This is a genomic window from Mycobacterium sp. NGS34, from assembly GCF_059812845.1.
On sequence record NZ_JCALDM010000004.1, the window covers coordinates 369,835 to 381,975 of the forward strand.

Here is a 12,141-nt window from a genome sequence, read left to right on the forward strand (position 1 = left end):
TTCCTATAGGCCCGCGCGGTCGGCGAGCAGCGCCCGGTGCCGCGCGCTGCTGCCGAAGAGCGCTTCGGTGGTCTTGGCGCGGCGGTAGTACAGGTGCAGATCGTGCTCCCAGGTAAAGGCGATGCCGCCGTGGATCTGGATGGCGGTGCCGGCGCAGAGCACGTAGGTGTCCGCGGCCTGCGCCTTGACCAGCGGAGCCGCGACGTGCAGCTCGTCACCGTCCGTGGCGGTCATCGCGGCGAACATCGTTGCCGCGCGAGTCGCATCGATTTCGATCAGCATGTCGGCGCAGGCGTGTTTGATCGCCTGGAATGATCCGATCGTGCGGTCGAATTGCTTTCGGCTGCAGGCATATTCGACCGAGAGCTCGAGACAGGCCTCGGCACCACCGAGCATCTCGGCGGCCAGCAGCATCCGTGCCACGTCCAGGACCCGTTGGACGTCGTCGGGGGATCCCGCCACCAGGGCTTCCGCCGGGGACTGCGCCAGCCGCAGCCTGGCGACGGGACGGGTGATGTCGAACGAGGGCAGCGGCAAAACCGTGACCCCGGGGGAGTCGGCGGTCACCACGTGCAGTACGACGGCACCGTCGGCGACCGCCGGAACCACGAACACGCTGGCCGCCTGCCCGTGCAGCACCGGGGCGCACTCCCCGCTGAGCACCGTACGACCGTCGAGTCGATGGGCCCGTACCGTCGCCTCCGCCGGCTCGAGGATGTTGTGGCCACCGGCCGCGAGCGTCCCGATCTTTTCGCCGGTGAGCAGACCGCTGAGCAGGCTCTTACGCTGCTGCTCGTCGCCCAACGTCAGGATCGCGTCGATCGCAAACGTCGTGGCCGCGAAGGGCACGGGCGCGAGGGTCCTACCGAGCTCGCCGAACGCGATCGCGGTTTCGACCAGGGTGGCGCCGAGCCCGCCGTACTCCGGGGGCGTGTGCAGCGCGGGCAGCTCCATCTCGCCGCACAGCCGTCGCCAGAGCCTTCCGTCGTGACCGTCAGCGGCGGCCACGTCACGCAGCTGCGGCGCCGCATCGCGAAGCAATCCGCGCAGCGATGCCCGGAAGTCGTCCTGTTCGGTGCTGTAACGGAAATCCACGTCAGCGCACCGCCTCCCGGCGCGGTTCCCTGGGCAGCCCGAGGAGCCGCTCGCCGATCACGTTGCGCTGGATTTGCGAACTGCCGGCGTAGATGGTCGCGGCGCGGGCGTAGAGCAGCTCGTCCATCCAGCAGGAGGGCGAGTTGGGCGTGCCCGCTTCCGGCACCAGGCGCGCGCCGCCGTTTCCGGGACCCTCGGGACCGACCGCGTCCAGCCCTAGGATTTCGGCGGCAAGGTCGGTATAGCGCCGGAAGTACTCGCTCCAGATGACTTTGGTGATCGCCGCCTCGGCACCGGGCAGCCGCCCGTTCAGCGACAGCGTCAAGCCGCGGTAGCCGCGGTACCGCATGATCTGTATCCGGGAAAAGCACCACGCCAACCCATCTCGGATGAGCGGATCGGAGTCCAGTCCGCGTTCGCGGGCGAGTTCACACAGCCGCTGCAGGTCGCGACCGAATTCGATGGCCGCGGTGGTGATTTGGGAGCCGCGTTCGAACCCCAGCGCCGTCATCGCGGCCGCCCATCCGTTTCCGGCCCCGCCCACGACGTTGTCGGATGCGCACCGGGCGTCGGTGAAGAAGACCTCGCTGAACGAGGAGTGTCGGGCCGCGTTGACAATCGGGCGCACCTCGACGCCGGGTTGTTCGATCGGCACCAGCAACAAGGACAGGCCCTGGTGCCTGGGCGCATCGGGATTCGTGCGCGCCAACACGAAGATCCAGTTGGCGGTGTGACCGGCCGACGTCCAGATCTTCTGCCCGTTGATCACCCACTCTTGAGCACCAGGGCCGTCGAGCGCGGCCGTGGTTCGCACCGAGGCCAGATCCGAGCCGGCCTCGGGCTCGGAGAAGCCCTGGCACCAACGATCCTCACCGGTGAGGATGCGTGGCAAGAAATGTTGCTTTTGCGCCTCCGACCCGAGCGCGATCAGCGTATTGCCGAGCAAATCGATTCCCAGGAGGTCGTTTTCGGCCCGCTCGGGAGCGCCGGCCCGGGCGAACTCCTCCGCGAGCACCACCTGTTCGAGGGGGGACAGACCGCCTCCACCGTATTCTTTGGGCCAGGACACGGCGACCAGGCCGCAGGAGGCCAGCGCCTCGCGCCACCGCAACCCGAATGCGTGCCGCTCCTCCGGCGGCAATGCTCCGACCCCCGACCAGCCGGCCGGCAGGTGTTGCACGAGGAAGGCGCGGATCCGGGCGCGGAACGCTTCCGCTTCGAGCGGGTAGGTGATATCCACTGCGGGGCGCCCAGATTTACGGGAGGTGCTTGGTAGCGGGCAGGATCGCCGGCGCGGCGCGCCAGTCGTCGAGCCCGTATTCGACCGTCCCATAGGACAGTTTCCCGCCGGTGACCTCACCCCAGTGGGCGTGATTGAGCTGGTGGATCTTGAAGCAGCCGTCGAGCGCCGTGGTGAAACCCATGGCGTCGACGGTTTGGTTGACCGATTCCTTGATGAGCAACGCGGCCATAGTCGGAACCTTGGCGATCCGGCGGGCGAATTCGATTGTGCTGGTGCCGAGTTGATCGGCTGCGAATACCTTGCTCACCATCCCCAACGCGTGCGCTTCGTCCGCGCCGATGCAGTCGCCGGTGAGCAGAAGCTCCTTCGCTTTGCGCGGCCCGAACTCCCACGGATGCCCGAAGTACTCGACCCCGCACATGCCGAGCCGGGTGCCCACGACGTCGGCGAAGATGGTGTCCTCGCTCGCGACGATCAGGTCGCAGCACCATGCCAGCATCAAGCCCGCCGACAGGACGGTGCCGTGCACCTGGGCGATGGTGATCTTGCGCAGATTCCGCCACCTCTTCGTATTTTCGAAGTAGTAATGCCACTCCTGGCGATTGCGCGATTCGACGCCGCCGTAGCTTCCCCCGTTGCACTGGTACGTGGGGTGCTGATCCGGTCCCGGCGAGCGCTCACGGACGTCGTCCGCGGACCCCAGGTCGTGCCCAGCGGAGAAGGCTGGTCCCGCCGCCCGCAGGATGACGACCCGGACCGCGTCGTCGGCTTCGGCAAGTTCGAAGGCGGCACCCAGCTCCACCAGCATTCCGCGTGTCTGCGCATTGCGTTGTTTCGGGCGATTCAGGGTGATTGCCGCGATCCGGCCGTCATCGATCGTCTCGTACTCGATGAAGTCGAAATGCCGCGCGGAACTCTCCCGGCCATCGACCGGATGGAGTCCGGTGACGTTCATGGCGCCTCCTTTTACTGCTCACCGCGCGCTTGAGCGGGTGACCTGTGCGAGGTTACGCGGCGCGACGCCCGGATGTCCATAGCCAATACGCGCTACCGAGAAAGTGATCGCGACAAAGTACCAAGCAAAATGGCTCTTGTGCGCAGCGAAGTATCTTGCTAGTACTGTGGTATACCTACTTAAGGCAGGCCCGCAGCCAATGCGAAGACCGGAAGGGTTGACCATGGAGATCGGAATATTCCTGATGCCGGCCCATCCACCGGAGCGCACGCTCTACGACGCCACGCAATGGGACCTCGACATCATCGAGCTGGCCGACCAACTCGGCTACGTCGAAGCCTGGGTCGGCGAGCACTTCACCGTGCCGTGGGAGCCGATCTGCGCGCCCGACCTGCTGCTGGCGCAGGCGCTGCTGCGCACGAAGTCCATCAAGCTCGCGCCCGGGGCGCATCTGCTGCCGTATCACCATCCGGTCGAATTGGCGCATCGCGTGGCTTACTTCGATCACCTCGCGCAGGGCCGATTCATGCTGGGCGTCGGCGCCAGCGGGATCCCGGGCGACTGGGCCCTGTACGACGTGGATGGGAAGAACGGCGAGCACCGCGAGATGACCCGCGAGGCGCTCGAGATCATGTTGCGCATCTGGACCGAGGACGAGCCCTGGGAACATCGCGGAAAGTACTGGAACGCCAACGGAATCGCGCCGATGTTCGAGGGCCTGATGAAGCGCCACATCAAGCCGTTTCAGAAGCCGCATCCGCCGATCGGGGTAACCGGGTTCAGCGCGGGCTCCGAAACCCTCAAGCTCGCGGGTGAGCGGGGTTACCTGCCGATGAGTCTCGACCTCAACACCGAATACGTTGCGACCCACTGGGATGCGGTGCTCGAGGGCGCCGAGCGCAGCGGTCGGACCCCGGATCGCCGCGATTGGCGTTTGGTCCGTGAGGTTTTCGTCGCCGAGACCGACGAGCAGGCGTTCCGTTACGCCGTCGACGGCACGATGGGACGCGCCATGCGCGAATACGTGCTGCCGACGTTCCGCATGTTCGGCATGACCAAGTTCTACAAGCACAACCCGTCGGTGCCCGACGACGACGTGACGCCGGAGTACCTCGCCGAAAACACCTTCGTGGTCGGCTCGGTGGAGACGGTGGTCGACAAGCTCGAGGCCACCTACGACCAGGTGGGCGGATTCGGCCATCTGCTGGTGCTGGGATTCGACTACATCGACAACCCGGGGCCCTGGAAGGAGTCGCTGCGCCTGCTGGCCGAGGAAGTCATGCCCAGACTCAACGCACGCATCGCCAAGAAGCCCGTCACAGCGGTCGTCTGACGATGGCGGATTGTCAGGTCACCATCGACTATTCGGACGGAACGCGAAAGGCGATGCCGGTCCGGCCGGACCAGACGGTCCTGGATGCCGCCGAAGAACACGGTGTGGCCATCGTCAGCGAATGCCAAAGCGGAATCTGCGGCACGTGCGTCGCCACCTGCACCGCCGGCGACTACGAGATGGGACGCACCGAGGGCCTGTCCGACGTGGAGCGCGAGGCGCGCAAGATCCTCACCTGCCAGACGTTCCCCACTTCGGATTGCCGCATCGAACTGCAGTATCCGGCCGACGACAACGCGGCGCTGCTCGTCACTTGTGACGGCGTGGTGACCGGCGTCGAGCTGGTCTCGCCGAGCACCGCCGTGCTGCGAGTGGATGTCGCTACGCACTTCTCGCCGACGGCCGCGCCGTTGACGTACAAGGCCGGGCAGTTCGCCCAGTTGCAGGTTCCGGGCACCACCACCTGGCGCAACTACTCCTACGCGCATCCCGCCGACGGCGGCGGCGAATTGGAGTTCATCATCCGGCTGCTGCCCGACGGGATGATGTCGAATTACCTGCGCGACCGCGCGAAGCCGGGCGACCATATCGCGCTGCGGTGCGGCAAGGGCAGCTTCTACCTGCGCCCGGTGGTCAGGCCGGTGATCCTGGTGGCCGGCGGCACGGGCCTGTCCGCCATCCTCGCGATGGCCCAGAGCCTGGCCGCCGACACCGCTCAGCCCGTCCGCCTGCTCTACGGCGTCACCTCCACCGAGGACCTGTGCAAGCTCGATGAACTCCAGGAGCTCGGGCGCCGTGTCGCCGGCCTCGAGGTGGAGATCGTCGTCGCGCGCCCGGACGCCGGATGGGACGGTCGGACGGGCCTGGTCACCGACCTGCTGGCCGGGGCGATGCCGGCCGGCGGTGACGCCGACGTGTATCTGTGCGGTCCGGCGCCGATGGTCGAGGCCGCCCGAACCTGGCTGGACGCCAACGGGTTTCATCGTGTCGGGTTGTACTACGAGAAGTTCGTCCCGAGCGGGGCGGCGCGGCGGCGCAATCCGGTTCTGCTCGACACCGCGGCCCTCGACATCGCCGAGGTGCGCGGCCGCGGTCGCGGTACGGCGGTGGTGATCGGCGGGAGCATCGCGGGCATCGCCGCGGCCAAGGTGCTCACCGAGACCTTCGATCGGGTCATCGTTCTCGAAAAGGACGACCCGCATCGCCGGCGCGAAGGCAGGCCGGGTGCGGCGCAGGGCTGGCATCTGCACCATCTGCTGACCGCCGGGCAGATCGAGCTGGAGCGTTTCTTTCCCGGCATCGTCGACGACATGGTGCACGAGGGCGCGTTCAAGGTCGACATGGCGGCCCAATACCGAATCCGGGTGGGCGGAAGCTGGAAGAAGCCCGGCACCAGCGACATCGAGATCGTCTGTGCCGGTAGACCGCTGCTGGAGTGGTGCGTACGGCGGCGCCTCGACGACGAGCCACGGGTTGACTTCCGCTACGAGGCGGAGGTCGTCGACCTGGTCTTCGATCGCGCGAACAACGCCATCGTCGGGGTCGCCGTCAGCAAGGGCGCGGCGGGGGACGACGACCTGGAAGTGGTGCCGGCCGAGTTCGTCATCGACGCATCGGGCAAGAACACCCGGATACCAGAGATCTTGGACCGCATCGGGATCGGGGCTCCCGAGGTCGAGCAGGACATCATCAACTGCTTCTACTCGACGATGCAGCACCGGGTTCCGCCCGACCGGCAGTGGCGGGACAAGGTCATGGTGATCTGCTATGCGTACCGTCCATTCGAGGACACGTACGCGGCGCAGTACTACACGGACAGCTCACGCACCATCCTGTCCACATCGCTGGTGGCGTACAACTGCTACTCGCCGCCCCGCACCGCGCGGGAGTTCCGCGAATTCGCCGACCTGATGCCGTCACCGGTCATCGGGGAGAATATCGACGGGCTGGAGCCGGCCTCGCCGATCTACAACTTCCGCTATCCGAACATGCTCCGCCTGCACTACGAGAAGAAGCGCAACCTGCCGCGGGCGTTGCTGGCGGTGGGCGATTCCTACACCAGCGCCGACCCGGTATCCGGTCTGGGTATGAGCCTGGCGCTCAAGGAAGTTCGCGAGATGCAGGTGTTATTGGCAAAGTACGGGCCGGGCCACCCCGAGCTGCCGCGCCGCTACTACCGAGTGATCGCCAAGATGGCAAACACGGCCTGGTTCGTGATCCGGGAACAGAATCTGCGATTCGACTGGATGAAGGATGTGGACAAGAAGCGGCCGTTCTATTTCCGGGCGCTTACCTGGTATATGGACCGGCTGGTCGAGCTGGTCCACGACGACCTGGACGCCTATCGCGAGTTCCTCGCCGTCGTCCACCTCGTCAAGCCGCCGTCGGCGCTCATGAAGCCCGGGATCGCGGGCCGGGTGATCGGCAAGTGGGCGCGCACCAGATTGTCGGGGCAGAAGACGCTCATCGCCCGCAACTACGAAAATCACACGGTGCCGGTCGCCGATCCCGCGGAACGGCTGATGGCCGTTGCCGGTTCGGCGCCGAGCCAAACACTCTAGGCCTCGACCAGAAAGGCGAAGACGATGTCGCAGGTCCACCGATTCTTGGATTGTCGGGGCACTCGCATTCATGCCGTCGAAGACGGCCCCGAAAGCCCGGGAGGCCCGCTGGTCGTGCTGCTGCACGGGTTCCCGGAGTCCTGGTATTCCTGGCGCCATCAGATTCCCGCGTTGGCGGCCGCGGGCTACCGGGTGGTGGCGATCGACCAGCGCGGCTACGGCCGCTCGTCGAAGTACCGGGTCCAATCGGCCTACCGCATCAAGGAATTGGTCGGCGACGTCCTCGGCGTTGTCGATGCTTACGGTGCCGACAGGGCGATCGTGGTGGGTCACGACTGGGGCGCGCCGGTCGCGTGGACCTTCGCCTGGTTGCACCCGGACAGGTGCGCCGGTGTGGTCGGCATCAGCGTTCCGTTCGCCGGTCGCGGCGTGATCGGCCTGCCGGGCAGCCCCTTCGGCGAGCATCGCCCGAACGACTATCACCTCGAGCTCGCCGGCGAGGGCCGGGTTTGGTACCAGGACTACTTCTCGGCGCAGGACGGCATCATCGCCGAGATCGAGGAAGACGTGCGGGGGTGGCTGCTCGGCCTGACCTATACGGTCTCCGGCGAGGGAATGATCGCGGCCACCAAGGCCGCGGTCGACGCGGGCGTCGATCTGGAATCCATGGACCCGATCGACGTGATCCGCGCCGGCCCGCTCTGCATGGCCGAAGGCGCGAGGCTCAAGGACGCCTTCGTCTATCCGGAGACGATGCCGGCGTGGTTGTCCGACACCGACCTCGATTTCTACGCAGGCGAATTCGAGCGTTCCGGCTTCGCGGGTCCGTTGAGCTTCTATCACAACATCGACAACGACTGGCACGACCTGGCCGACCAGGAAGGCAAGCCGCTCACGCCACCGGCGATGTTCATCGGCGGGCAATACGACGTCGGGACCACGTGGGGCGCCGAGGCCATCGAGCGCGCCCCCGCGGTCATGCCGAACTACCGTGGTACTCACATGGTTGCCGACGTGGGGCACTGGATCCAACAGGAAGCGCCGGAGGAGACCAACCGGCTGCTGCTGGACTTCCTCGGCGGGCTGGGTCGGTGAGCGCGCGCCGATGAAGACCACCGACGTGCGGGTGCTGCGCGTGATCACCGCGACGGCGGCGGGTAGACCCGTTGTCGTCACCGGTGATTCGGACGGTGACGGCTATCTGGTCTTCGCCGCCGACGCCGCGACCTCGGCGCTGACGGCTTTCATGGTTCGCCATACCTCCGGATACGTGCGAGTCGCCCTGCCGGGGGACGAGTGCGACCGGCTGAACCTCCCACCGATGTGCCACCGCGACAACGCGCTTCGCGTGTCGGTCGACGTCCGCGGGACCGGGACGGGGATCTCGGCAAGTGACCGCGCCCGCACCATCGCGGCGCTGGGATCCGCGAAAGCCGAGGCGTCGGACTTCCTCCGTCCGGGACATGTGGTTCCGCTGCGGGCCGCAGCGGACGGAGTGCTCGGCCGGCGCGGGGCCGCCGAAGCCGCGGTCGACCTCGCCGCCCTCGCGGGACGTCGCCGCGCCGCCGCGCTGTGCGAGATCGTCTCGCGGCGCAACCCGACGCTGATGGCCCGCGGCGCCGAGCTGACCGAATTCGCGGTCGAGCACGGGCTGGCTGTCGTGTCGATCGGTGAGCTCGTGGCATATCGGCGCCGTACCGAGCCCCAGGTGGTCCGGCTGACGGAGACGGTGCTGCCGACGTGGGTGGGCGACTCGCGCGTCATCGGCTTCCGCGACACGCACGATGGTGGCGAGCATCTGGCGGTCATCGTCGGCTCGGCCGGCACCGGAGTGCCGGTGCCGCTTCACATTCACGTCGAGTGCCTCACCGGCGACGTGTTCGGTTCGAAGGCGTGCCGGTGCGGAGGGGAACTCAACAGCGCGCTGACCACGATGTCGTCTCGAGGCAGCGGTCTGGTTCTCTATCTGCGTCCTTCGGGACAACCACGGGCCTGCAGCCTCTTTGCCGGACACTTTGCCGGCCACCACGCCGCCGCCGACCCGATGGCGGAGACGGTGGCGTGGATTCTGCGCGACCTTGGGGTGTATGCGCTCAAACTTTCCGACGACGTTCCCGGATTGGGGCTTGTCCTTTTCGGTGCCATTCGCGAGCGCGGCATAGGCGCTGAATCGTTGGCGGCGGCGGGTTGAACCACCCAGACCTGGCCGGTAAGGCCGCGATCGTCACCGGGGCCGGCGCCGGGATCGGCCTGGCGGTCGCACAGCGGCTCGCCGTCGAGGGATGCCGCGTGCTGTGCGCGGACATCGACGGCGCCGCGGCCGGTGCGGCGGCACGCAAAATCGGTTGCGGCGCAATCGGTCACCGGGTCGACGTCAGCGACGAGCAACAGGTGATCGGCATGGTCGACGCCTGCGTCACGTCATTCGGAGGCGTGGACAAGCTCGTCGCCAACGCCGGCGTGGTTCACATGGCTTCGCTGATCGACACGGCCGTCGCGGACTTCGATCGTGTCATCGCGGTCAACCTCCGCGGCGCATGGCTGTGCACCAAGCATGCGGCGCCACGGATGATCGAGCGGGGCGGGGGAGCGATCGTCAACATGTCCTCGCTTGCCGGTCATGTCGGCGTGGGCGGCACGGGGGCGTATGGCATGTCCAAGGCCGGAGTCAGCCACCTCAGCCGCATCACCGCCGCGGAGCTGCGCGCGTCCAACATCCGCGCCAACGCGTTGTTGCCCGCATTCGTCGACACCCCAATGCAGCAGACCGCGATGACGATGTTCGACGAGGCCCTCGGACAAGGCGGCGCGGGTGCGATGATCGCCCGCCTGCAGGGCCGCATGGCCACACCGGCGGAGATGGCCGGCATCGTCGCCTTCCTGTTGTCCGACGACGCGTCGATGATCACCGGAACCACCCAGATCGCCGACGGGGGAACCATCGCCGCGCTGTGGTGAGCGGGCGCGGTGGTTCGTCGTAGGTTGGTGATCGTGATTGGTTGGAAAGAATTCACCGAAGCCGCCCCGCGAACCGCGGCCATCTTCGCGCGCCGCCACGCTGATGCGGGCAACCTGTGCATGCTCGGCACCCTGCGCTCGGACGGATTCCCGCGGTTAAGCCCCGTCGAGCCGAGGTTCTTCGAAGATCAGCTGTGGATTTCCGGCATGCCGGGTACCACGAAGTTCAGGGACCTCGCGCGCGATCCGCGCTTCTGTCTACACACCGCGACCGTCGACACCGAGGTCAAGGACGGCGACGCGAAGTTATGGGGCGTCGTCGACGACGTCCGAGACAAGGCCCTGCATCAACGTTTCGCCGAGGATCTGTTCCGCCAAACCGGCTTGGATATCAGGGGTGAAGACTTCGACCACTGCTATCGCGCCGATTTGATTGGCGGTTCTGCGGTGCAGGTCGCTGATGGGCACCTGGATATCACAATCTGGAAGCTCGGCGAGTCGGAGCGCGTCGTGCGGAAGCACTAGCTCGCAGCCATCGGGACACCGGATCTCTGTAATCCCTTGTGTCACTGCGGTTTCAGTGGCCACAAACCAGGGTTTCTTGTCGGTGGGTGTTCCTACGATTCGGGGTATGGGTTCGGGCAGTCGTGAGGAGATCGTCGAGGGGTTCGACGATCTCAAGGGGGTCCTGAAGCGGCTGCGGGATGTGTCCTTTGACGTGTTGACCACCCCGGAACGACTGCGGGCCCTCGCATGCCTGGAATCCGCGGCGCGCGGGCTGCGCGCCCCGCAGCACACGTTGATCAATCAGGTCGGCGCCCAAGCCAGTGCAGAAGAACTGGGCGGCACGCTGCGTGGTGCGTTGGCCGACCGGCTGCGCATCACCAAAGCCGAGGCCGCCCGGCGCATCGAAGACGCCGGGGACCTCGGGCAGCGCCAGGCGCTGACCGGTGAGTCATTGCCACCGCTTATGCCCGCGACCGCGGCCGCCCAACGTGACGGGTTGATCGGCGACGGGCACGTGCGGGTGATCCGCAGCTTTTTCGCCCACCTGCCCGCTGAGGTGGACCTACCCACCCGCGAGGCCGCCGAGGCCGACCTGGCCGGCAAGGCCCGCCACTACCGCCCCGACGAGCTCGCCAAATACGCCCAGCGGATCATGGACTGGCTGCACCCCGACGGGGAATTCAGCGACCAAGAGCGGGCCCGCAAGCGCGGGATCGTCCTAGGTAACCAGGAATTCGACGGCATGTCACGCATCAGCGGGCTGGTCACTCCCGAGCTGCGGGCCGCGATCGAGGCCATGTTGGCCAAGCTGGCCGCTCCAGGGGCGTGCAATCCCGAAGATGAGATCCCGGTCGTCGATGAGACACCCGACGAGCAGGCGGTGCGCCGCGACACCCGCACCAGCGCCCAACGCAACCACGACGCGTTCCTGGCCGCACTGCGCGCCCTGTTCGCCTCGGGAAAGCTGGGCAACCACAACGGGTTACCGGTGTCGATCGTGGTCACCACCACCCTGCCGGAGCTGGAGGCGGCCACCGGCAAAGCCCTGACCGCCGGCGGCACCCTGGTGCCCATGTCCGATGTGATCCGCTGGGCCGGCCACGCCCACCATTACTTAGCGATTTTCGATAAGGCCAAGCCGCTGGCGCTGTATCACACCAAACGCCTGGCCTCACCGGCCAGCGGATCATGCTCTACGCCCGCGATCGCGGCTGCACCAAACCCGGCTGCGACGCCCCGGCGTATCACAGCCAGGTCCACCACGTCACCGGCTGGAACACCACCCGCCGCACCGACATCGACGACCTCACCCTGGCCTGCGGGCCCGACAACCGCCTCGCCGAACACGGCTGGACCACCCGCACCAACGCCCGAGGCGAAACCGAATGGATCCCGCCCCCACACCTGGACCGCGGACAACCCCGCACCAACAACTTCCACCACCCCGAACGATTCCTCCGCGACACCGACGACGACAAACCCGTTTGAC

General features: G+C 66.9%; 9 protein-coding genes and 1 pseudogene. 7 read left to right on the forward strand and 3 right to left on the reverse strand.

What is annotated here, in order from left to right; genetic code table 11:
- Positions 1 to 3 precede the first annotated feature (3 nt).
- The 3 genes from AC5Y7V_RS13460 to AC5Y7V_RS13470 are packed head-to-tail and all read right to left on the reverse strand — an operon-like array spanning position 4 to position 3,293.
- A complete protein-coding gene (locus tag AC5Y7V_RS13460) occupies positions 4 to 1,095 on the reverse strand; it encodes an acyl-CoA dehydrogenase family protein (protein WP_499880525.1) in 1,092 nt (363 codons plus the stop codon).
- A gap of 1 nt (position 1,096) precedes the next feature.
- Positions 1,097 to 2,335, reverse strand: a complete 1,239-nt coding sequence (locus tag AC5Y7V_RS13465; RefSeq protein ID WP_499880526.1) for an acyl-CoA dehydrogenase family protein — start codon at positions 2,333 to 2,335, stop codon at positions 1,097 to 1,099.
- 16 nt (positions 2,336 to 2,351) lie between these two features.
- Positions 2,352 to 3,293 (reverse strand): enoyl-CoA hydratase, encoded by a 942-nt coding sequence (locus AC5Y7V_RS13470; protein ID WP_499880527.1) that lies wholly within the window; start codon positions 3,291 to 3,293, stop codon positions 2,352 to 2,354.
- A gap of 223 nt (positions 3,294 to 3,516) precedes the next feature.
- On the opposite strand from AC5Y7V_RS13470, the gene AC5Y7V_RS13475 reads away from it, so the two are divergent.
- The 7 genes and pseudogenes from AC5Y7V_RS13475 to AC5Y7V_RS13505 all read left to right on the forward strand — a co-directional run bounded on the left by AC5Y7V_RS13475 (position 3,517) and on the right by AC5Y7V_RS13505 (position 12,140).
- A complete protein-coding gene (locus tag AC5Y7V_RS13475) occupies positions 3,517 to 4,626 on the forward strand; it encodes an LLM class flavin-dependent oxidoreductase (protein ID WP_499880528.1) in 1,110 nt (369 codons plus the stop codon).
- A 2-nt stretch (positions 4,627 to 4,628) separates the two neighbouring features.
- The gene (locus tag AC5Y7V_RS13480; RefSeq protein ID WP_499880529.1) at positions 4,629 to 7,187 is read left to right on the forward strand and encodes a 2Fe-2S iron-sulfur cluster-binding protein; all 2,559 of its coding nucleotides are present in this window, start codon (positions 4,629 to 4,631) and stop codon (positions 7,185 to 7,187) included.
- Positions 7,188 to 7,211: 24 nt separating this feature from the next.
- Positions 7,212 to 8,282, forward strand: coding sequence for an alpha/beta fold hydrolase (locus AC5Y7V_RS13485; protein WP_499880530.1), 1,071 nt, complete (start codon positions 7,212 to 7,214; stop codon positions 8,280 to 8,282).
- Positions 8,283 to 8,292: 10 nt separating this feature from the next.
- Complete coding sequence (locus AC5Y7V_RS13490; RefSeq protein ID WP_499880531.1) at positions 8,293 to 9,378, forward strand: 3,4-dihydroxy-2-butanone-4-phosphate synthase; 1,086 nt, start codon at positions 8,293 to 8,295, stop codon at positions 9,376 to 9,378.
- Positions 9,375 to 10,145, forward strand: coding sequence for an SDR family oxidoreductase (locus tag AC5Y7V_RS13495; RefSeq protein ID WP_499880532.1), 771 nt, complete (start codon positions 9,375 to 9,377; stop codon positions 10,143 to 10,145). The genes AC5Y7V_RS13490 and AC5Y7V_RS13495 overlap by 4 nt, the downstream gene beginning before the upstream one ends.
- 33 nt (positions 10,146 to 10,178) lie before the next feature.
- Positions 10,179 to 10,670: a pyridoxamine 5'-phosphate oxidase family protein gene (locus AC5Y7V_RS13500; RefSeq protein ID WP_499880642.1), complete on the forward strand. Its 492-nt coding sequence runs from the start codon at positions 10,179 to 10,181 to the stop codon at positions 10,668 to 10,670.
- A 106-nt stretch (positions 10,671 to 10,776) separates the two neighbouring features.
- Positions 10,777 to 12,140 (forward strand): annotated as a pseudogene (locus tag AC5Y7V_RS13505) (HNH endonuclease signature motif containing protein).
- Position 12,141 lies beyond the last annotated feature (1 nt).

What these genes read in the sequence shown, in the direction of transcription:
- AC5Y7V_RS13490 (WP_499880531.1), top strand. Translation starts at nt 8,293, where the DNA reads ATGAAGACCACCGACGTGCGGGTGCTGCGCGTGATCACCGCGACGGCG.
- AC5Y7V_RS13485 (WP_499880530.1), top strand. Translation starts at nt 7,212, where the DNA reads ATGTCGCAGGTCCACCGATTCTTGGATTGTCGGGGCACTCGCATTCAT.
- AC5Y7V_RS13475 (WP_499880528.1), top strand. Translation starts at nt 3,517, where the DNA reads ATGGAGATCGGAATATTCCTGATGCCGGCCCATCCACCGGAGCGCACG.
- AC5Y7V_RS13470 (WP_499880527.1), bottom strand. Translation starts at nt 3,293, where the DNA reads ATGAACGTCACCGGACTCCATCCGGTCGATGGCCGGGAGAGTTCCGCG.
- AC5Y7V_RS13480 (WP_499880529.1), top strand. Translation starts at nt 4,629, where the DNA reads ATGGCGGATTGTCAGGTCACCATCGACTATTCGGACGGAACGCGAAAG.